The following is a 21767-nucleotide window of genomic DNA, read 5'->3' as shown; positions in this document are numbered from 1 at the left end:
ATGACCATGATCCCGCAATCGCAAGTCCGCAGCGCACTCGAACAGGAACAGTTCCTGAAAATCCTTTCCCGCGAGGAGGCCCAGGCACGCTTCGAGGCTGCGCTGTTCCCTCGCGCGATCTCAAGCGAAAGACGCAAGCTCGCAGCAGCGCTCGGCGCGTCGCTTGCTGAAGACATCACTGCGCCAATCGACGTGCCACCGTTCGACCGTTCCAACGTCGACGGCTTCGCGGTGCGCTCAGCGGACCTTGCGACAGCCGGCGAAGGTGCGCAAGTTCGCCTCGGGCTGAATGGCGAGACTATTCACTGCGGCACCGTACCCGCGCTGCAGGTGGCGGCGGGAACGGCAACGCCGATTGCCACCGGCGGTCCGCTGCCGCGCGGTGCCGATGCCGTGGTCATGGTCGAGCATACCCAGCCGGCGGGATTGGCCACCATCGACGTCCGTCGCGCCGCCTCGCCCGGGCAATTCATATCCTACGCAGGATCCGATATCGCGCGCGGCGAGGCGCTGCTGCGCGCCGGCACGATCGTGGGCTCGCGCGAGGTGGGCATGCTGGCGGCTTGCGGTCTTGCCGAGGTGAGCGTCGTGCGCAAACCTCGTGTGGCCGTGATCTCCACCGGCGACGAACTGGTTCAGCCCGGCGAGGTGCTCGCGCCTGCTGCGATTTACGATACCAACGGCGCGATCGTCACTGCTGCGATCGACGAGAACGGCGGAGAGGCGGTTTTCCTCGGCGCCATTCCCGACGACGAAGCTCAGCTCGAAGCCGCCATGCGGCGTGCGCTGGCGGACGCCGACATGCTAGTGCTCTCCGGCGGCACGTCGAAAGGCGCCGGCGATCTGTCTCATCGCATCATCGGCCGGCTCGGCCAGCCCGGCATCATCGCGCATGGCATTGCGCTCAAGCCCGGCAAGCCGCTGTGTCTTGCGGTGTGCGACGGCAAGCCGGTGGTGATCCTTCCCGGTTTTCCGACCTCGGCGATGTTCACCTTTCACGACATGATCGTGCCGGTGTTGCGCAAAATGGCCGGACTGCCGCCGCGCTCCGATGCCAAGGTGAACGCGACCGTGCCGGTGCGCATTGCTTCCGAGCTCGGCCGCACCGAATTCGTCATGGTCTCGCTGGTCGAAGGCAAGGACGGCTTGATCGCTTATCCCTCAGGCAAGGGGTCCGGTGCGATCACGTCGTTCGCGCAGGCCGACGGTTTTCTGCGCATCGACGCACTCGCCGACCAGATGCCGGCCGGGACCGAAGCCGAGGTGACGCTGTTCACGCCGCATGTGCGGGTGCCCGATCTCGTCATCGTCGGCAGTCATTGCGCCGGCCTCGATCTCGTCACGGCGCAACTCGCGCATGCCGGGCTGACCGTGCGCTCGATCGCGGTCGGCAGTCTCGGCGGACTTGCGGCGGCGCGGCGCGGCGAATGCGATCTGGCGCCGATCCATCTGTTCGACGACAAGAGCGAGACCTACAATGCGCCTTACCTCGTCGAAGGTCTCGAACTCGTGCCGGGCTGGCGACGGATGCAGGGCATCGTGTTCCGCAAGGGCGACAAGCGTTTCGAAGGCCACAGCGCGAAGGACGCCGTCGTCGCGGCGCTCGCTGATCCCTCCTGCATCATGGTCAACCGCAACCAGGGCGCCGGCACGCGCATCCTGATCGACCGGTTGCTCGGTGGTGCGCGCCCGGAAGGCTACTGGAACCAGCCACGCTCGCACAACGCGGTGGCCGCGGCGGTCGCGCAGCATCGCGCCGACTGGGGCATGACCATTGCGCCGGTCGCCAAGGCGGTCGGCCTCGGTTTCATTCCGCTCGCGGAGGAGCATTATGACTTCGCGTTGGTGACGGCGCGGAAGCAGCGTCCGGCGGTGCGGGCCTTTCTCGATGCGCTCGGCTCGGACGAAGCGCGTGCCGCGCTGGAGCGGGCCGGATTCCGGCCGGCGTAGAGCTTGGTTAGGACGCCGCATCCAGTGCGGCGAGCCGCTCGGCTTCCGCGATATCCTCGACCGTATTGGCATTGAAGAACGGATCGAGCGGTTCGGTCGGCCACGTCACGGTCGCGAGCGGATAACGCGCGGTCCAGCGGTCGATCTTGCGGAGATCCTCGACCACCAGCGCGTGACGCAGTTCGTCGCGCAAGCCAACGCGCCACAAGCCTATCACCGGATGCGACTGGCCGCCCGACGCCGCAACGGCGAGCTCGGCATTCGCCGCGATGCGTTCGTCATGCAAGCGTGCAACAAGATCGCGCGGCAGAAAGGGGCAGTCGCCGGCGGCGCTGAGCACCCACTTCGCCTCAGGCCGGTTCGCCGCGGTCCAGTCGAGTGCGGCAAGGATGCCGGCGAGCGGACCGGGAAAGCCGGGCACGTCGTCGGCAACGACCTGCAAACCGAACGCGGCGAAGCGGGCGGGATCGCCGTTGGCATTGAGGATCAGCCCGCTGCATTGGGGTGATAGGCGCGCGATCACGCGTTCCAGAATGGTGCGGCCGCCAATGGTGCGCATCGGCTTATCGCCGCCGCCCATGCGCCGCGCGAGGCCACCGGCGAGCAGCACGCCTTGCGTGGTCGGAAAGCTAATCGTCACCACCTTCACCCTTGCGCTTGTGCTTGGCCGCTTCCTCCTCGACGTAAGCGAGGTTCTGGTCGTAGACGATGCGCTCTTCCCCCGACAACGCGATGAAGCGTTTGCCGCGCGCGCGGCCGACCAGCGTCAAGCCCACCTGCCGGGCGAGATCGACGCCCCAGGCGGTGAAGCCGGAGCGCGACACCAGGATCGGAATTCCCATGCGGACCGTCTTGATCACCATCTCAGAGGTGAGCCGTCCCGTGGTATAGAGGATCTTGTCGGATGCATCGACGCCGTGGCGGTACATCCAGCCCGCGATCTTGTCGACGGCGTTGTGACGGCCGACATCCTCCGTGTAGCAGAGCGGCTCCCCCTCCCTGCACAGCACGCAGCCGTGGATCGCACCGGCCTCCAGATAGAGCGAGGGCATGGTATTGATGGTCTGCGTCATCTGGTACAGCCAGGAGGTCCGCAGCTCCGCCTTCGGCAGCGCCACGCTCTCGACCGCCTCCAGCAGATCGCCGAAGGCGGTGCCCTGCGCGCAGCCCGATGTCTGCGTGCGCTTCTTCAGCTTGGCTTCGAAATTGGTGTGATGCTCGGTGCGCACCACCACGACCTGGAGGTCGTCGTCGTATTCGACCTCGGTGACCGCGTCATTATACTTCAGCATGTTCTGGTTGAGCAAATAGCCCAGCGCCAGATATTCCGGATAGTCGCCGATCGTCATCATGGTGACGATCTCCTGCGAATTCAGGTAGAGCGTCAGTGGCCGCTCCACCGGCACCTTGATCTCGATTCTGGCGCCGGACTGGTCGGTCCCGGTCACGCTCTCGGTGAGGCGCGGGTCGTCGGTATCAGGGACGATCAGGGGCACTGGGGCTTTGTCGATCTTCATCATGGCCGCGACGTTAGCATGACATTCGGGTCAAGCCGATATAAGCATGCTAGCGAGCGAACGAAATGCCGCCCATTCGTCATTGCGAGCGAAGCGAAGCAATCCGGGCTGCCGCTGTGGATCCATTCGTAGATGCTTCGCGGCGCTCGCAATGACGGAAGAGAGAGTGGTTCCATCAGGGACCTGGTCGCTCGCGGAGACGGAGCTGGAATGAAAGTCATCGGCCTTGCGGGCTGGAGCGGTGCGGGCAAGACCACGCTGTTGACGCGGCTGATCCCGCATTTCAATGCGCTCGGGTTGCGCGTCTCGGTCATCAAGCATGCGCATCACCAGTTCGACGTCGACGTTCCCGGCAAGGACTCCTGGCGCCATCGCGAAGCCGGCGCGGCCGAGGTGCTGGTTGCTTCGTCAAATCGCTGGGCGCTGATGCACGAATTGCGCGGGGCGGCGGAGCCGCGTCTGCCGGAACTGTTGAGCAAATTGTCAGCCGTTGACCTCGTCGTGGTCGAGGGTTTCAAGCGCGAGCCGCATCGCAAGATCGAGGTGCATCGCGCGGCCAACGACAAGCCGTTGCTGTTTCCCGATGATCCCGGAATTTACGGGATCGCGGCCGATGTCGCCATTGAAACGCGACTGCCGACCGTCCATCTCGACGATATCGCCGCTGCCGCGGAATTGCTGCTGCGCGCGGCGATGCCGGTCGAGGAAGCGGTCGCGAAAAGCGCTGCGATGCGCTGACGAGGCACCATGGCGCAATTGTCGGACGATTGTTTTGCCTTCGGCGGACCGATGATGTCGGTCGACGAGGCGGTTGGCCTGATCACGACCCGCGTCAACGCGATTGTCGATCTCGAAACCGTAAGGCTCATCGATGCTGATGGGCGGGTGCTGGCCCGCGATATCGCGGCGCCGCTGCCGTTGCCCCCCTTCACCAATTCCGCTGTTGACGGCTACGCCGTGCGCAACGCCGATCTTCCGGACAGCGCCGAGCGGGCACTCCCGCTCGACGGCCGCATCCAGGCCGGCGGTCTGGCACTGGCGCCGATCAAGGCCGGCCACACCGCGCGCATCTTCACCGGCGCGCCGATGCCGCCGGATGCCGAAACCGTCTTCATGCAGGAAGACGTCCGCGTCGATGACGCCGGCCGAATTGTGCTGCCGCCGGGGCTGAAGCCGGGCGCGAATGTCCGCCCTGCGGGAGAGGACATCCCCCAGGGCCACGTCGCGCTGCGCGCAGGCCAGCGCTTGCTGCCGCAACATGTCGCGCTCGCGGCGGCGTTCGGCCTGGTCGGGCTCGACGTCGTCAGGCGCATCCGTGTCGCGGTGTTCTCGACCGGTGACGAATTGACCTCGCCCGGCGAGCCGCGCGCGGCCTCGCAGCTGTTCGATTCCAACCGCTTCATGCTGATGGCGATGCTGCGCCGGCTCGGCTGCGAGGTCAGCGATCTCGGCATTTTGCGCGACGAACGTACCTCGCTTGCGAATGGCCTCAAGCAGGTCGCAGGCACGCACGATCTGATCCTCACCACCGGCGGCGTCTCGACCGGAGAGGAGGACCACGTCAAGGCCGCGGTCGAAAGCATCGGCTCGCTGGTGTTGTGGCGGATGGCGATCAAGCCGGGACGGCCCGTGGCGATGGGCATCATTGAGGGCACGCCGCTGATCGGATTGCCGGGCAATCCCGTCGCGAGTTTCGTCACCTTTGTGCATGTGGTGCGGCCGACGGTGCTGGCCCTTGCGGGCAGCCTGCCGGCGCCGCTGTTGCCGATCCCGGTGCGTGCGGCATTCACCTACAAGAAGAAGGCGGGCCGACGCGAATATGTTCGCGCCTCCTTGCGGCGCACGCAGGACGGCGCACTCGAGGCAATCAAGTTTCCACGCGAGGGGGCTGGGCTGTTGTCCTCTCTGGTCGACACCGACGGCCTCATCGAGCTCGATGAGGAGGTCACGCGTGTCGAGCCGGGGCAGAGCGTGGGTTTCCTGTCCTATGCCGATTTGCTCTGAGTCTGAACGTGATGCTGGTGCTGGCTCGGCGTTGACGCCATCGGTCGCTCCCGCCATGTTGCGCCGATGACCAGAACGACGCTCGATCTCACCGGACTGAAATGCCCGCTGCCCGCCCTGAAGACGCGCAAAGCGCTGAAGCCGTTGCATCCGGGGGATCAGCTCGAAGTGTACTGCACCGATCCGCTGTCGGTGATTGACATTCCGAACCTGATCCGAGAGACCGGCGACACGGTAGAGATCACCGAGCGCAACGACGCGCGCATCGTGTTCTTGATTGAGAAGGCCGATCGATCGATAGAAAATATCAATGGTGCGCCGCCCACTTAGCTCGCGGTCACTCGGTTGATACCTACCTTTTGTCTATCGACATCGATCATCACTTCTGCCCCAATTGAGGTCCTCCGCCGAGACGCGGAGGTCGAGTCGTGCCTGCGATATGCGGAGCAAATGGGCCGTCGAAAGAAGCCCGGCCGTGGCGTCGGGCATAGTCCCCACGGTTAGGGGTTTAACGTCTCGGATGCGCGTGACGATCCTGGCGCGCGTCGATCATTGTGCGGAGCAGCAGGGACAAGGGCTGCGCTGCAGGCTGAGGAACAGGACCGTCGTGGCAGGCCGTTCAGAAGGGCGGCTTTAGGGGAGGAATGCATGTCTACCATCGAGAGCGCTGGAACACTTTCGGGTGCCGGCGCAGGTTTTCTGGATCGCGAGCGGACCATCGCGACCGCCGGGTTCAATCGCTGGCTGGTGCCGCCGGCTGCGCTGTGCATCCATCTCTGTATCGGCATGGCCTACGGCTTCTCGGTCTTCTGGTTGCCGCTGTCGCGTGCGATCGGAGTCACCGCGCCGAAGGCGTGCGCAGACATGTCACTGTTTCAGGAGTTGTTCACGACCAGCTGCGACTGGAAGGTCGCCAGCATGGGGTGGATGTACACGCTCTTTTTCGTGCTGCTCGGTATCGCGGCTGCGGTCTGGGGCGGCTGGCTGGAGCGCGTAGGCCCGCGGAAGGCCGGCTTCGTCTCGGCCTTGTGCTGGTGCGGCGGCCTCTTCCTCGGTGCGATCGGGGTTTACACCCATCAGCTCTGGCTGTTGTGGCTGGGTTCGGGCGTGATCGGCGGCATCGGTCTCGGTCTTGGCTATATCTCGCCGGTCTCGACGCTCGTGAAGTGGTTCCCGGACCGTCGCGGCATGGCGACCGGCATGGCCATCATGGGTTTCGGCGGCGGCGCCATGATCGGCGCGCCGCTGGCTAACCTCCTGATGAACTACTTCAAGACCCCGACCTCGGTCGGCGTCTGGGAGACCTTCGTCACGATGGGCGTCATCTACTTCGTGTTCATGATGATCGGCGCGTTCCGCTATCGCTTGCCGCCGCCCGGCTGGCAGCCCGAGGGCTGGACCGCGCCGTCGAAGGCCAACGCGATGATCTCGAAGGCCAACGTCCATCTCAACGACGCGCACAAGACGCCGCAATTCTGGCTGATCTGGTGGGTGCTGTGCCTGAACGTGTCGGCCGGCATCGGTGTGATCGGCATGGCATCGCCGATGCTGCAGGAGATCTTCGCCGGCAAGCTGATCGGCCTGCCGGAGGTGGGCTTCAACGCGCTCGATGCGGGACAGAAGGCGCAGATCGCCGCGATCGCCGCGGGATTCGCCGGATTGTTGTCGCTGTTCAACATCGGCGGCCGCTTCTTCTGGGCATCGCTGTCGGACAAGATCGGGCGCAAGAACACCTACTATACGTTCTTCATCCTGGGCATCGTGCTCTACGCGCTGGCGCCGACCTTTGCGGCGATGGGTTCGAAGCTCCTGTTCGTGCTTGGCTTCGGCATCATCCTATCGATGTATGGCGGCGGCTTCGCCACCGTGCCGGCTTACCTCGCCGACATGTTCGGAACCCAGTTCGTCGGCGCCATCCATGGCCGGCTGCTGACGGCGTGGTCCACCGCAGGCATCATCGGTCCCGTCGTCGTCAACTACATCCGCGAGTTCCAGCTCGCGGCAGGCGTGCCGCGCGATCAGCTCTACAACACGACTATGTACATCCTCTGTGCGATGCTGATTGCGGGCTTGATCTGCAACTATCTGATCAAGCCGGTCGATTCGAAGTGGCACATGAAGGACGCCGATGTCGCCAAGTTGCAGGCTGCAAGCGCCAGCGCCGCCGCCGCGGGGCCGCACGGCTCCTACGGCATCGGATTTGGCGGGCTTGACGCCAAGGCGGCGCTGTTCTGGGCGTTCGTCGGCGTCCCCCTGCTTTGGGGTGTTTGGAAGACATTGGAGAGCGCGGTCAAGATCTTCTGACCGTCGTCGAGACAGAAGCGGGATGCTCATCAGGCGTCCCGCTTCGTTGGCCTTTCGGACATCATCAGAAATGGGACTTAGGGGGATTGAAATGATTCGCACCCGAATTTGCCTTCGAATTTGCCTCGCGGCCGTGTTCCTCGTCGCTGGCCTTCATGCCGCATCCGCGCAGACGGCGACGCCGCCGGCGGCGCCTGCTGCAGCGACGCAAGCCAAACCTGGCAAGATGAAGCTCACCATGCAGAAGCTGAAAGACATGAAGGCGAAATGGGCAACCAACAAGCCGAAGCTGAAAGCCTGCCGCGCCGACGTGAAGTCCAAGGGCCTCGCCGGCGACGATCGCTGGTTCTACATTGAAGAGTGCATGAGCAAGACTTGAGATCGGGTTCCATCCGACGCTTGCGCAAAAGGGCACGGCGGGCGACCGCCTGCCTCCTAAATCATTCTAGAGACGCTCTAAATTCTCTTGCATCTGGCATACCAGAGATTAGAGTTGCGTCGAATTTGGCTTGATCGGCGGGACGCAGGAACCGGTGGTTCCGTTTGATCGAGTCGGGAAATGAAGACTGATCGCCTTGGCGGTCCGGTCCAAACTCATCACGCATTTGAAGAGAACGCGACGTCTCCATGAGCAGCAACGACGACGTTCACAAGGTTCGCGAGTTCGAACATCCCGGCCAGGGACGGAAGCGCGCCAAATCCACACCCAAGGGACGGCAGGTCGATCCCACCGCCTCTCATGAGATCGCGCAGTTGCTCGGCGACCGACCGCGGCGTCGCGACCTGTTGATCGAATATCTGCACCTGATCCAGGATCAGTACCGCCAGATCTCGGCCGCGCATCTCGCCGCGCTCGCCGACGAGATGAAGCTCGCGTTCGCCGAAGTGTTCGAGACCGCGACCTTCTATGCGCATTTCGACGTGGTAAAGGAAGGCGAGCCCGATATCGCGCCGCTGACGATCCGCGTCTGCGATTCGCTGACCTGCGCGATGCTCGGCGGAGAGAAGCTGCTCGCGGATTTGCAAGACGCGTCAGGTCCCGGCATCCGCGTGGTGCGTGCGCCCTGCGTCGGCCGCTGCGATACGGCGCCTGCCGCGGAAGTCGGACACAACTTTGTTGACCATGCGACGGTGGCCAATGTCATGGCGGCGGCGAAGGCTGGCGATACCCACGCGCATCTGCCCAACTATATCGGCTATGAAGCCTATGTCGCCGGCGGCGGCTACAAGCTGCTCAATCGCCTGTGCTCGGGCGAACTACCGACGGACGACCTGCTGAAGGCGCTCGACGACGCCTCGTTGCGCGGTCTCGGCGGCGCCGGCTTCCCGACGGGACGTAAATGGCGCGCGGTGCTTGGTGAACCCGGCCCGCGCCTGATGGCGATCAACGGCGACGAGGGCGAGCCCGGCACGTTCAAGGATCGCGTCTATCTCGAGAGCGATCCGCACCGTTTCCTCGAGGGCATGCTGATCGGTGCGCATGTGGTGCAGGCCTCGGATATCTACATCTACCTGCGCGACGAATATCCGGCCTCGCGCGAAATCCTCGAACGTGAGATCGCGAAGCTGCCGCCGGGCGGTCCGACGCTGCACATGCGCCGCGGCGCTGGCGCCTATATCTGCGGCGAGGAATCCTCGCTGCTGGAAAGCATCGAGGGCAAGCGCGGCTTACCCAGGCACAAGCCGCCTTATCCATTCCAAGTCGGTCTGTTCGGCCTGCCGACGTTGATCAACAATATCGAGACCTTGTGGTGGGTGCGCGACATCATCGAGAAGGGCGCCGACTGGTGGAAGGGCCACGGCCGGCATGAGCGGCACGGCCTGCGCAGCTTCTCGGTTTCGGGCCGCGTCAAGAATCCCGGCATGAAGCTCGCGCCTGCTGGCATCACCGTGCGCGAGTTGATCGACGAATATTGCGGCGGCATGGCCGATGGCCATCAGTTCTACGCGTACCTCCCGGGTGGTGCGTCCGGCGGCATCCTGCCGGCGGCGATGGACGACATCCCGCTCGATTTCGGCACGCTTGAAAAATACGGCTGCTTCATCGGCTCTGCCGCGATCGTGATCCTGTCGCAAAAGGACAGCGTGCGCGCGGCCGCATTGAACCTGATGAAGTTCTTCGAGGACGAGAGCTGCGGCCAGTGCACGCCGTGTCGCGTCGGAACCCAGAAGGCCGCGCTGCTGATGCAGCAACCGGTCTGGAACCGCGCTCTCCTGGACGAATTGAGCCAGGCGATGCGCGATGCCTCGATCTGCGGGCTCGGACAGGCGGCATCGAATCCGCTTGCCACCGTGATTAAATATTTCCCTGACGAGTTCAAGGAAGCGGCCGAATGACGAAGATTACGTTCGAGCTCGACGGCAAGCAGGTCGAGGCCAATGCAGGCGAGACGATCTGGCAAGTCGCAAAACGCCAGGGTCGCGAGATTCCGCATCTGTGCTACTCGCCCGCGCCGGATTATCGCCCCGACGGCAATTGCCGCGCCTGCATGGTCGAGATCGAGGGCGAGCGCGTGCTCGCGGCGTCCTGCAAGCGCACGCCATCGGTCGGCATGAAGGTGAAGACCGAGAGCGCGCGCGCGGTTTCCGCGCAAAAAATGGTCATGGAGCTGCTGGTCGCCGACCAGCCGGCGCGCGAGACCTCGCACGATCCGGACTCCAAATTCTGGCACTGGGCCGAAACCACTGGGGTCACCGAGAGTCGCTTCCCCGCCGCCGAGCGTTGGGCGACCGACGCCAGCCATCCGGCCATGCGCGTCAATCTTGACGCCTGTATCCAGTGCGGCCTGTGCGTGCGCGCCTGCCGCGAGGTCCAGGTCAACGACGTCATCGGCATGGCCTATCGTAGTCACGGCTCGAAAATCGTGTTCGATTTCGACGATCCCATGGGCGAATCCACCTGCGTCGCCTGCGGCGAATGCGTGCAGGCCTGTCCGACCGGGGCCCTGATGCCGGCCGTAATGCTGGACGAGGCGCAGACCCGTGTCGTCTATGCCGACAAGAAGGTGGATTCGCTCTGCCCGTTCTGCGGCGTTGGTTGCCAGGTGACCTATGAGGTCAAGGACGAGAAGGTGATCTATGCCGAGGGCCGTGACGGCCCCGCCAACCGCAACCGCCTTTGCGTCAAGGGCCGCTTCGGCTTCGACTACATCCATCATCCGCATCGCCTGACCAAGCCGCTGGTGCGGCTGCCCAACGCGAAGAAGGATTCCAACGACCAGGTTGATCCGGCCAATCCGTTCACGCATTTCCGCGAAGCGAGCTGGGAAGAAGCGCTCGACATCGCGGCCAAAGGCCTGGTCAAGATCCGCGACGAGAAGGGCGTGAAGGCGCTGGCCGGCTTCGGTTCGGCGAAGGGCTCCAACGAGGAGGCCTATCTGTTCCAGAAGCTGGTGCGCACCGGCTTCGGCTCGAACAATGTCGACCATTGCACCCGTCTGTGCCACGCCTCGTCGGTCGCGGCGCTGTTCGAAGGTCTGAGCTCGGGCGCCGTGTCGGCGCCGTTCTCGGCTGCGATGGACGCCGAAGTCATCATCGTGATCGGCGCCAACCCGACCGTGAATCATCCGGTCGCCGCGACCTTCATCAAGAACGCGGTCAAGCAGAACGGCGCAAAGCTATTCGTCATGGACCCGCGCCGGCAGACGCTGTCGCGCCATGCGACCAAGCATCTGCAGTTCAAGCCGGGCTCCGACGTCGCCATGCTGAACGCGATGATCCACACGATCATCACCGAAGGGCTGACCGACGATCAGTACATCGCCGGCTACACCGAGGGGTTCGAGGAGCTCAAGGAGAAGATCAAGGAGTTCACACCGGAGAAGATGGAGCCGATCTGCGGTGTCCCGGCGCAGACCCTGCGCGAGGTCGCGCGAACCTATGCGCGGGCAAAATCGTCGATCATCTTCTGGGGCATGGGCATCAGCCAGCATGTCCACGGCACCGACAATGCGCGCTGCCTGATTGCGCTGGCGCTGATCACCGGCCAGGTCGGGCGTCCCGGCACCGGCCTGCATCCGCTGCGCGGCCAGAACAACGTGCAGGGCGCTTCCGATGCCGGTCTGATCCCGATGTTCCTGCCGGATTATCAGCCGGTCGGCCGCGACGACATGCGCGGCGCCTTCGAGAAGCTGTGGGGCCAGGATCTCGATCCCGTGCGCGGTCTGACCGTGGTCGAGATCATGAACGCGATCCATGCCGGCGAGATCAAGGGCATGTATATCGAGGGCGAAAATCCAGCGATGTCCGACCCCGATCTCCAGCATGCGCGCCAGGCGCTTGCCATGCTCGACCATCTCGTGGTGCAGGATCTCTTCGTCACGGAGACCGCGTTCCACGCCGACGTCATCCTGCCGGCCTCGGCGTTCGCCGAAAAGGAAGGCTCCTTCACCAACACCGATCGCCGCGTGCAGCTCGCACGCCAGGTGATCAAGCCGCCGGGCGATGCGCGGCAGGATCTCTGGATCATCCAGGAGATCGGCAAGCGCATGGGGCTGCCGTGGAATTATGCCGGTCCCGGCGAGGTCTTCACCGAGATGGCGGAGTTGATGCCGTCGCTGAAGAACATCACCTGGGAGCGGCTGGTGCGCGAAGGCGCGGTGACCTATCCCGTCGACGGTCCCGACGTGCCCGGCAACGAGATCATCTTCACCACGGGCTTCCCGACCGCCAGCGGCCGCGGCAAGATCGTTCCGGCTCACGTCATCCCGCCGGACGAGATCCCCGACACCGAATATCCGATGGTGCTCTCGACCGGCCGCGTGCTCGAGCATTGGCACACCGGCTCGATGACCCGCCGCGCGCAGGTGCTTGACCAGATCGAGCCCGAGGCGGTCGCGTTCATGTCGCCGAAGGACATGCACAGGAAGAAGCTCGCGCCGGGCGATTTCATCCGGCTCGAGACCCGCCGCGGCGCGGTCGAGGTCAAGGTCCGCTCCGACCGCGACGTGCCCGAGAACATGGTGTTCATGCCGTTCTGCTACGCTGAGGCGGCGGCCAATCTCCTGACCAACCCGGCGCTCGATCCGTTCGGCAAGATCCCGGAGTTCAAGTTCTGCGCGGCCAGGGCGGAGCGGGCCGAGATGCGCGACGCGGCGGAGTAGGCTGCGCGCTCGCCGGTTATTTGGCGGCACAATGCCTGCGGTGTCGTCCCGGCGAAGGCCGGGACCCACACCGCGAGGTGTCTCGTTAGCGGATGGTGGGCGTACCGAACGACGAGTCTTCTCCAAACTCCTCCCTGTGGTTATGGGTCCCGGCCTTCGCCGGGACGACGCTGAGGCTGTGGTGCATGTGTCCATCCGTGTCGCCGTCCCTTCGCTTCTCGCAGCGGCGGTGCTAGACATCGTCCATGTCCAAAGCCACCCCAGCCACACGCGCGCTCACGGCCGCCGGTGTTGCCTTCACTGTCCACACCTACGACTACGATCCCGACGCCGAGAGCATCGGCCTTCAGGCTGCATCCGCACTCGGCGAGGATCCCGCGCGCGTCTTGAAGACGCTGATGGCGCTGGTCGACGGCAAGCCGGTCTGCGTGATCGTCCCGTCCGATCAGGAAGTCTCGATGAAGAAGCTCGCCGCTGTTGTTAGCGGCAAGTCGGCGCAGATGATGAAGCCGCCTGAGGCCGAGCGCCTCACCGGCTACAAGGTTGGCGGCATCAGCCCATTCGGGCAGCGGAAGCCTGTGCGCACCGTGATCGAGCAGAGCGCGCTCGCGGATGATTACGTGTACGTGAATGGCGGTCAGCGCGGACTGCAGGTGCGGCTCAGTCCGGGCGATGTGCGGGACGTGTTGAAGGCGATCGTCGCGGAACTGGTCGCCTGAGGCGGCGCTCTGCTATTGTTTTTGCAACAGCTTCAGCCGACAGCGCAGCGCTTCGCGGATGTGTGTGCGCGCGAGCTGCTCCGCTTTGCCGCCGTCGCGAGCCGCGATGGCGTCGATGATGGCCTGGTGCTCGCCGTGGCTGGTCGACGGGCGACCGGATACGGTGAACGTGGTTGGACCGAGCAGGGCGATCCAGTCCTGCAATTCCCGCGAAGCGTTGTCGAGATAGCGGTTGCGCGCGGCGCGGCAGATCGCCTCGTGGAAGGCGCGGTTGAGCCGCGCCATCTCGGCGGGATCAGTCCCCGAGGCTTCCACGAAGGTCTGCTCGATGTCCCTGAGCGCGTCGACCTCGGTCGCAGACGCGTGCTCGGCGGCAAGTCGGGCGGCAACGCCCTCCATGATCTCGCGCATGGCGTAGAGCTCGAGCACCTCGGAGATGTCGAGGTTGCGTACGATCAGGCCGCGGCCGCCGGCAGGTTCGACGAACCCGCGCGCGGCAAGCCGCCCGAGAGCTTCCCGCACCGGGGTGCGGCTGACCTTCAGCCGCTGGGCGACCTCTTCCTCGCGCAGGCGGTCGCCCGCACGGTAGCTGCCGGCCTGCAGCGCCTCGCAGAGCGAGCGGAACACGGCTTCGCCGAGCGCCACGCCGCCGCCGCGCGCGATCGAGCCGCCTGCCTTTGTCGGGCGTCTTGCCATGCGTCCTCGTGGGCTCGCGCATCCTGCCCATGCAGCGATGGCGCTTGTTGGATTTCTGTATATCTTTGTATACAAAGGTGCGCAATGGCAGACCGGATTGACCGGGCCGCCGGCGGGCAGAATGTCTCCAACTTCGTCGCATCGGGCAGACGGCATGAGCAGCAAATACGATGTGCTGGTGATCGGCGGCGGCAACGCGGCGCTGTGCGCGGCAATCAGCGCGCGACGCGGTGGGGCATCGGTGCTGGTACTCGAAGGCGCGCCAAAGTTCTATCGCGGCGGCAACACGCGCCACACACGCAACATGCGTTGCGCACATGACGAGGCGACCGAAATCCTCACCGGCCCCTACACCGAGGGAGAGTTTTGGGAGGATCTCCTGCGCGTCACCGGCGGCCAGACCGACGAGGTGCTCGCCCGGCACATGATCCGCGAGTCCAAGGACATCTTGAACTGGATCGTGGAGCAGGGCGTGCGCTGGCAGCCCTCGCTCGGCGGCACGCTGGGCCTCGGCCGCACCAACTCATTCTTCCTCGGCGGCGGCCGCGCGATGTTGAACGCACTTTATCTCACCGCCGAGAAGCTCGGCGTCGAAATCGAATATGACGCCGAGGTTATCGACCTCATGATCGAAGACGGCATGTTTCTCGCCGCCCACCTCAGGCGGCCGATCAAGGGCGACACCGAGATCCGCGCGACGTCGCTAGTCGCCGCCGCCGGCGGATTCGAGGCCAACATCGAATGGCTGAAGCAATATTGGGGTGAGGCCGCCGACAATTTCCTGATCCGCGGTACCCCCTATAACCGCGGCTCGATCCTGAAGATGCTGCTCGCCAAGGGCGTGCAGGAGGTCGGCGACCCCACCCAGTGCCATGCGGTCGCGATCGACGCGCGCGCGCCGAAATTCGACGGCGGCATCATCACGCGGCACGATTCTGTCGTGTTTGGCATCGTCGTCAACAAGCACGCGCAGCGCTTCTATGATGAAGGTGAGGACATCTGGCCGAAGCGTTACGCGATCTGGGGCCGGCTGGTGGCCGCGCAGCCCGAACAGATCGCCTACATCATCTTCGACTCCACCGTGGTCACGAGCTTCATGCCGACGCTATTCCCGCCGATCGCAGGGCAGACGGTGGCTGAGCTTGCCGGCAAGCTCGAGCTCGATCCGGCCGCGCTGGAAAAGACGATCACCGAATTCAACGCCGCGGTGCAGCCCGGCACCTTCGACCACACCATTCTGGACGATTGCCGCACGGAAGGCATCACGCCGCCGAAGACGCATTGGGCACGGCGGATCGAGACACCGCCCTACCTTGCCTATCCGGTGCGGCCCGGCATCACCTTCACCTATCTCGGCACGCGCGTGACCAGGGAAGCGCGCATGCTGATGGCTGACGGCAAGCCGTCGGCCAACATGTTCGCGGCCGGCGAGATCATGGCCGGCAACGTGCTCGGCAAGGGCTATGCCGCCGGCATGGGCATGACCATCGGCAGCGTGTTCGGGCGGATCGCAGGACGGGAAGCGGCACGCCACGCGAAGAATTAGGCGGAAGAACAGACACGAGGGAGGAACCATGTCACGCATTGCCATTGCTTCGATCGCGGCGCTGCTGACCGTCGGCTACGCCCACGCGGCCGAGCCGATCACGCTGCGAGACATGGGCTCGTTCCATGTCGGTGGCCGTCTTGTCGAAATCTCGGGCAAGCCGGTGAGGGAGGTCGTGTTCGCGCCCGGCGGAGTGCCGGCCAAGGTTGATCCCAACGGCACGTATCAGGTCGAGCAGATGTATGTTCAGTATTTCCTGCCGGCAAACGAGAAGGGTGCCTATCCTTTGCTGATGTGGCATGGCGGCGGACTGACCGGCGTCACCTACGAGACCACGCCTGACGGACGCGAAGGCTGGCTGAATTATTTTCTACGCATGGGGTGGGGGGTCTATAACTCCGACGCAGTAGAGCGCGGACGCGCGGGCTGGGCGCAATATCCCGATATCTTCAAAGGCGAGCCGGTCTTCCTGACCACGGCCAACCCGTTCGAGCGTTTCCGCATCGGCGATGGGCCGAACTCGTACGATCCCGATCCCGCCAAGCGAAAATTGTTGCCGGGCAACCAGTTCCCCGTCGAGGGTTACGAGAATTTCGTCAAGCAGAACGTACCGCGCTGGACCACGACCGACGATGCGACCATCGCCGCCTATATCGCTGAGATCGATCGCGTCGGCCCCTCGGTGCTTCTGTTCCACAGCCAGGCCGGCACCTTCGGCTTCAAGGTCGCGCAAGCCCGCCCTGACAAGGTCAAGGCGCTGATTGCGATCGAGCCGGCCGGCATCGGCGATCCCGCCAAAGCGGATGTGCTGAAGAACATCCCGACCCTCATCATCTACGGCGACTATATCGAGCGCGATTCGCGCTGGCCCAAGATCCGCGCCAACGGCATCGCCTTTGCGGACGCCATCAAGGCGGCCGGCGGCAGCGTCGACATCATCGATCTCCCGCAGACAGGCATCAAGGGCAATTCGCATATGGTGATGATGGACAAGAACAATCTCGAGGTCGCGGCCCTGATCCAGAAATGGCTCGAGGGCAAAGGCCTGACGAAGTAAAGCCATGCACGGAAGCAGAATTTTGGATGAAGGCGACCGCCTGATGACGGTCTGCAATTCCTGCCGTTACTGCGAAGGCCTTTGCGCGGTTTTTCCCGCCATGGAGATGCGCCGCGCCTTCTCCGACGGCGACCTCAATTATCTCGCCAATCTCTGCCATGGCTGCGGCGCCTGCTACGTCGACTGCCAGTTCTCGCCGCCGCACGAATTCAACGTCAACGTCCCGCAGACGCTGGCGATCGCGCGCGCGGAATCCTATGCGACCTATGCCTGGCCTCAGGCGCTGTCCGGTGCCTTCGCCCGCAATGGTCTCGTCATCAGCATCGTCGCCGCGCTCAGCATGGCCGCCTTCATACTCGGCTTCGCTGCCCTAAACGACCGCAGCGTGCTGTTTGGCGTGCACACTAGCCCCGGCGCGTTCTACAAGTTGATGCCGCACAACGCGATGGCAGCGTTGTTCAGCGCCGCCTTCCTTTATGCGATTTTCGCGCTGGTGATGAGCGTGCGTGCCTTCTGGCGGGATATCGGCCCGCCGATCGGCGGCCGTGCGGACGGCGGCTCGATCTTTCAGGCGATGCGCGACGCTGGTGAGCTGCGCTACCTCCATGGTGGCGGCGTCGGCTGCTACAATGAGGATGACAAGCCGACCGACCGGCGCAAGCTTTTCCATCACCTGACCTTCTACGGCTTCCTGCTCTGCTTCGCCGCGACCTCGGTCGCAACGCTGTATCACTATCTGCTCGGCCGCGAGGCGCCGTATCCGTGGTGGGATCTGCCGGTGGTTCTCGGCACGCTCGGCGGCATCGGCCTGATCATCGGGCCGATCGGCCTGTTCGTCGCCAAGATGCGGCGCGATCCGGCGCTGCTCGACGAGCAGCGCTACGGCATGGATGTCGGCTTCATCGCCATGCTGTTCCTGACCGGGTTCACCGGCATGCTGCTTCTGATTCTGCGGGAGACTGCCGCCATGGGACCGCTGCTGGCACTCCATTTAGGTGCAGTGTTCGCGCTGTTCATCACCATGCCCTACGGCAAGTTCGTGCACGGCATCTATCGCTTCGCGGCGCTGGTGCGTTATGCGCAGGAGCGACGCGGAGAAGCCGGTTCTTGAGATTCAGGCGGCGCGGAAGCGGCCGATCGGGGCACCGCGCCTCGCCTGATTGAGGCGCCTCGTGCATCTCTCTTATGCCACCTCGCGCTCTGGTCCAGACGCCTGCTCGCGAGCCATCGTCGTTGCGGTGACGTAGTCGGTCTTGCCGGTGCCGAGCAGCGGCACCTTGTCCGCCACCATGATCGCCGCGGGAACGGTCAGCTCGGATGCGCCGATCGCCTTGGCTTGGCCCTGCATGGCACTGCGCTCGGCACCCTTTTCCGTCGTCAGCAGCACGATACGCTCGCCCTTGCGCGGATCCGGGATCGAAACCGCGACCGATGCGGCCTGCGGCCACAGCGTTGTCGCGATGTTCTCGACCGCCGACAGCGAGACCATTTCGCCGGCGATCTTGGCAAAGCGCTTGGCGCGACCCTTGATGGTGATGAAGCCGGCCGGGTCGATCGCCACGATGTCGCCGGTGTCGTGCCAGCCGTCGGCGAGCGGTTCGAGCACGCCGGGATTTTCGGCCCGCAAGTATCCGAGCATTACGTTGGGTCCGCGCACCGACAGGCGTCCGCCTTCCTCGATGCCGGGGACCGGGTCGAGGCGGCTTTCCATCAGCGGCGACAGGCGGCCGACCGTGCCTGGACGATTGGCCATCGGCGTGTTCATCGCCAGCACCGGTGCCGTCTCGGTGACGCCATAGCCTTCGAGGATGCGGATGCCGTAACGCTCCATGAAGACCTGCCGGGTGCGATCCTTGACCGCCTCCGCGCCGGCGATCACCAGGCGCAAGGTGCGGAAGTCGTAGGCATGGGCCGAGCGTGCATAGCCCGTGAGGAATGTGTCGGTGCCGAACAGGATCGTGGCTCCGGTCTGGTAGATCAGCTCGGGCACGATCCGGTAGTGCAGCGGCGAGGGGTACATGTAGATCGGAATGCCCGCGAGCAGCGGCATCATCATTCCACCGGTCAGCCCGAAGGAGTGGAACACCGGCAGCACGTTGAACACCTTATCATTGGCGTTGGCATCGACCCGCGCCAGCGCCTGTGCGGCGTTCGCAAGGATATTGCGGTGGGATAGCACAACGCCCTTGGGCGTGCCTTCCGAGCCCGACGTGAACAGCACGACGGCCGGATCGCTCGCCTGGCGGACGACGCGCGGCGTAGTACCGGCGAGCAGACCCTTGATCTTGTCGGCGGTGCCGATCGAGGCCCGGACATCCTCGAGATAGACGACGCGGACTTCCGCGGAGACCGCCGCCATCAGCTTGTCGAGCTTGCCCTTCTCGATGAAGGCCTTCGACGTCAGCACGGTCTTGACCTGTGCGGCCTTCATGGCGGCGAGCACGTTAACCGGGCCGGCCGAGAAGTTGAGCATCGCCGGCACCCGGCCGATGTTTTGCAGCGCCATGAAGACCACGGCGACGCCTGCGGAATTCGGCAGCAGCACGCCGACATTTTCACCGATGACGGTGCCGTTCTCCAGCTTCCGGCTCAAGACCTGCGCGCCAAGGATCAGCTTGCGATAGGTCAGCTTGGTGCCGAGCGCGTCCTCGACGATGACCTTGCCGGTGTCGCGGTCGCGATAGGCGTGTCCGAGCGCCTCGAACAGGGTGTGATCGAGCATGGCGTTCTTCACCATGGCGTCGATCATCACGTCCTGAAGTGCTGCGCCCGCGGCGTTGCGGCGCGCCTTGCCCTTGAGCGACGGATCGACCGGAAGCTTGACTGGCGGCAGGATGGTGACGGTCACCCGCGGAAACCACGAGCGCTTGATCTGGCTGCCGTTGAGATAGCTGAGATGCGAGCGCTGGGCGCCTTCGATGCGGACCGGGACGACGACTGCGTCGGCCTTGTCCGCGATCATCGCGGTGCCGTCATAGACCTTCATCAGCGAGCCGGAAACAGTGATGCGTCCTTCCGGGAAAATCACCACCGGCTCTCCGGCGGCGACGAGCTTGATGAGGTCGCGCGCCGCCAGCGGCTTGGTGGGGTCCATGGTGTAGTGCTTGACCACCCGCAGGAACGGCTTGGCCCACCAGGCCTTGGCGATGCCGGTATCAACCGCGAAGCTCGCGTCGATCGGGAGCACGGCGTGCAGGAGCGGGCCGTCGATCAGGCTGACATGATTGGGCGCGATCAGCATGCGCGTGCCAGCAGGCGGCAGGTTCTCCAGCCCGCGGACCTCGGTGCGGAACAGCGCGCGGAACAGCAGCCCGCCAAAGTCGCGCACGCCTTCCTTGCCCCACTTGGTCAGCACGAACCAGACTGCGCCGAAGCTGATGACGCCGAGGCCAAAGAAGATCCAGCCGATGTGCAATCCGCCGGCCTGCAGCAGCGCGACGAACAGCGAGCCGGCCACCATGAAGGCGGCCTGCAGCACGTTTCCGGCGGCGATGATGCGGGCGCGCTCGGAGGGGGCGGACCAGGCCTGGACGGCGGCGAAGGACGGCACGACGAACAGCCCGCCGCCGAATGCGAAGGCAACGAAATCGACCAGCATGCGCAATCCCGCGAACGAGGTTGCGAAGTCGCCCGCTGTGATGTCCTGCCCCTTGGTGGTCACGCCGATCGCCCAGGCGAGGTCGAGGCCGGCAAACCCCATCATGATGGCGCCGATCGGCACCAGCGCGAGGTTTGGGCGAACGTGGCTCAGATTCGCGGCGAACAGCGAGCCGATGGCGATGCCGATTGCGAAGATCGCGAGACACAACGTCACCACGCCCTCGGTGCCGCCGATGACCTCCTTGACCAGCGCCGGCAGCAGCGAGAGCACGATGGCGCCCACCAGCCAGAACCAGGACACGATCACGGTGCCGTCCCACAGCCGGTGATCGGCGTGCAACGTCTTCAACAGGCCGAGCGTCGAGGTCCAGGGATTTCGATTGACCGGCAGATCGGGTGCGGACGGCGTCGTCGCTGGTATGCGGGAGGCGAAGGCCCAGGACAGCAGGGCCAGCACGACCACGACCGATGCGACCCAGCCCATATGCGCGGAGCCGGCCACGAACTGGCCACCGGCAACGGTGCCGAGCAGGATGGCCATGAAGGTCGCGCCTTCGACCAGCGCGTTGCCGGTCGCGAGCTCGCCGAGCTCGAGCTGGTCCGGCAGCATCGCGTATTTCACGGGTCCGAACAGCGCGGCGATGACGCCGAACAGTGCGAGCGCTGCGAACAGCAGCGGCACCGAGTGCAGGAAGAAGCCGGCCGCGGCAAAGCCCGCGGCAAAGATCTCGGCGAATTTGAGCCGCCTTGCGACGACGGATTTGACGTATTTGTCGGCGAGCTGGCCGCCGAGCCCGGACAGGATGAAATAGGGGAAGATGAACACCGCGCCCGCGACCGTCACCAGCGCATCACCGTGGCCGGTCGCGGCACTGTAAAGCAGGATGATGACGAGTGCGTTCTTGAGCACGTTGTCGTTCAGCGCCGAGAAGAATTGCGCCCAGAACAGCGGCGCGAAGCGGCGTGACGACATCAAATCCCTGATCATGACTAGTCCTGTTTTGGAAACGCTGTCTGAGGTTGTTTCATTGTCGGATGGGCGTCGGGACCCGAGGAGATGCGACGGGCATTTGCGGGTTGACGAACGATCGCCCCGGCCTGCTCTGCGCCTTTACCTTCCGATCCTGTTGGTCTCCGCGTGGCGACGTTTGGTTCGCAAATGGCTGGTCGCGGCTCTATCACGCCCCGGCAAGGAGGCGTGCGCGCCTCAGGTAAGGTGGGCAAGGCGGCGAAAGGGCGAGAGGCGGCCGAGCAGGCTAATGCGGCGGCCCT

Annotated in this window: 16 protein-coding genes; 12 read left to right on the top strand and 4 right to left on the bottom strand. The window is 64.7% G+C overall.

Annotated features, from left to right (window positions below):
- Positions 1 to 1950, top strand: a complete 1950-nt coding sequence (locus BcanWU425_RS31135) for a molybdopterin biosynthesis protein (RefSeq protein ID WP_085384383.1) — start codon at positions 1 to 3, stop codon at positions 1948 to 1950.
- Between the two features lie 7 nt (positions 1951 to 1957).
- Here BcanWU425_RS31135 and mobA read toward each other — a convergent pair whose 3' ends face one another.
- Both mobA and fdhD read right to left on the bottom strand, forming a co-directional pair.
- A complete protein-coding gene (gene mobA / locus BcanWU425_RS31130) occupies positions 1958 to 2593 on the bottom strand; it encodes a molybdenum cofactor guanylyltransferase MobA (protein ID WP_085384396.1) in 636 nt (211 codons plus the stop codon).
- Complete coding sequence (gene fdhD / locus BcanWU425_RS31125; protein WP_085359762.1) at positions 2580 to 3470, bottom strand: formate dehydrogenase accessory sulfurtransferase FdhD; 891 nt, start codon at positions 3468 to 3470, stop codon at positions 2580 to 2582. The genes mobA and fdhD overlap by 14 nt, the downstream gene beginning before the upstream one ends.
- A 207-nt stretch (positions 3471 to 3677) precedes the next feature.
- Here fdhD and mobB point away from each other — a divergent pair, with 207 nt between their 5' ends.
- The 8 genes from mobB to ybaK all read left to right on the top strand — a co-directional run bounded on the left by mobB (position 3678) and on the right by ybaK (position 13596).
- Positions 3678 to 4205: a molybdopterin-guanine dinucleotide biosynthesis protein B gene (mobB, locus tag BcanWU425_RS31120; protein ID WP_085350470.1), complete on the top strand. Its 528-nt coding sequence runs from the start codon at positions 3678 to 3680 to the stop codon at positions 4203 to 4205.
- A gap of 9 nt (positions 4206 to 4214) precedes the next feature.
- The gene (locus BcanWU425_RS31115; RefSeq protein WP_204513743.1) at positions 4215 to 5471 is read left to right on the top strand and encodes a molybdopterin molybdotransferase MoeA; all 1257 of its coding nucleotides are present in this window, start codon (positions 4215 to 4217) and stop codon (positions 5469 to 5471) included.
- Positions 5472 to 5537: 66 nt separating this feature from the next.
- A complete protein-coding gene (locus BcanWU425_RS31110) occupies positions 5538 to 5801 on the top strand; it encodes a sulfurtransferase TusA family protein (protein ID WP_018456154.1) in 264 nt (87 codons plus the stop codon).
- Positions 5802 to 6119: 318 nt separating this feature from the next.
- Positions 6120 to 7775, top strand: coding sequence for an OFA family MFS transporter (locus BcanWU425_RS31105; RefSeq protein ID WP_018456153.1), 1656 nt, complete (start codon positions 6120 to 6122; stop codon positions 7773 to 7775).
- Positions 7776 to 7866: 91 nt separating this feature from the next.
- On the top strand, positions 7867 to 8154 hold the full coding sequence (locus BcanWU425_RS31100) for a hypothetical protein (protein WP_204513744.1): 288 nt from the start codon (positions 7867 to 7869) through the stop codon (positions 8152 to 8154).
- Positions 8155 to 8402: 248 nt separating this feature from the next.
- On the top strand, positions 8403 to 10112 hold the full coding sequence (locus BcanWU425_RS31095) for an NADH-ubiquinone oxidoreductase-F iron-sulfur binding region domain-containing protein (protein ID WP_018456151.1): 1710 nt from the start codon (positions 8403 to 8405) through the stop codon (positions 10110 to 10112).
- Positions 10109 to 12877: a formate dehydrogenase subunit alpha gene (fdhF, locus tag BcanWU425_RS31090; protein ID WP_204513745.1), complete on the top strand. Its 2769-nt coding sequence runs from the start codon at positions 10109 to 10111 to the stop codon at positions 12875 to 12877. Before BcanWU425_RS31095 ends, fdhF begins: the two co-directional genes overlap by 4 nt.
- A gap of 245 nt (positions 12878 to 13122) precedes the next feature.
- Complete coding sequence (gene ybaK / locus BcanWU425_RS31085) at positions 13123 to 13596, top strand: Cys-tRNA(Pro) deacylase (protein ID WP_204513746.1); 474 nt, start codon at positions 13123 to 13125, stop codon at positions 13594 to 13596.
- 12 nt (positions 13597 to 13608) lie between these two features.
- Here ybaK and BcanWU425_RS31080 read toward each other — a convergent pair whose 3' ends face one another.
- The gene (locus BcanWU425_RS31080; protein ID WP_231188853.1) at positions 13609 to 14292 is read right to left on the bottom strand and encodes a GntR family transcriptional regulator; all 684 of its coding nucleotides are present in this window, start codon (positions 14290 to 14292) and stop codon (positions 13609 to 13611) included.
- Positions 14293 to 14446: 154 nt separating this feature from the next.
- Here BcanWU425_RS31080 and tcuA point away from each other — a divergent pair, with 154 nt between their 5' ends.
- The 3 genes from tcuA to tcuB are packed head-to-tail and all read left to right on the top strand — an operon-like array spanning position 14447 to position 18006.
- Positions 14447 to 15838: an FAD-dependent tricarballylate dehydrogenase TcuA gene (gene tcuA / locus BcanWU425_RS31075; protein WP_204513747.1), complete on the top strand. Its 1392-nt coding sequence runs from the start codon at positions 14447 to 14449 to the stop codon at positions 15836 to 15838.
- A gap of 28 nt (positions 15839 to 15866) precedes the next feature.
- The gene (locus BcanWU425_RS31070) at positions 15867 to 16895 is read left to right on the top strand and encodes an esterase (RefSeq protein ID WP_085384376.1); all 1029 of its coding nucleotides are present in this window, start codon (positions 15867 to 15869) and stop codon (positions 16893 to 16895) included.
- 4 nt (positions 16896 to 16899) lie between these two features.
- Complete coding sequence (gene tcuB, locus BcanWU425_RS31065; RefSeq protein WP_204513748.1) at positions 16900 to 18006, top strand: tricarballylate utilization 4Fe-4S protein TcuB; 1107 nt, start codon at positions 16900 to 16902, stop codon at positions 18004 to 18006.
- Between the two features lie 72 nt (positions 18007 to 18078).
- Here the strand turns inward: tcuB and BcanWU425_RS31060 are convergent, their stop codons facing one another.
- Complete coding sequence (locus BcanWU425_RS31060; RefSeq protein ID WP_204513749.1) at positions 18079 to 21483, bottom strand: acyl-[ACP]--phospholipid O-acyltransferase; 3405 nt, start codon at positions 21481 to 21483, stop codon at positions 18079 to 18081.
- Positions 21484 to 21767 lie beyond the last annotated feature (284 nt).

Origin of the sequence: Bradyrhizobium sp. WU425, assembly GCF_021052305.1 — a bacterium.
Classification (GTDB): domain Bacteria; phylum Pseudomonadota; class Alphaproteobacteria; order Rhizobiales; family Xanthobacteraceae; genus Bradyrhizobium; species Bradyrhizobium canariense_D.
Note: the sequence above shows the minus strand (reverse complement) of the source record. Positions and strands in the feature narration are given on the sequence as shown.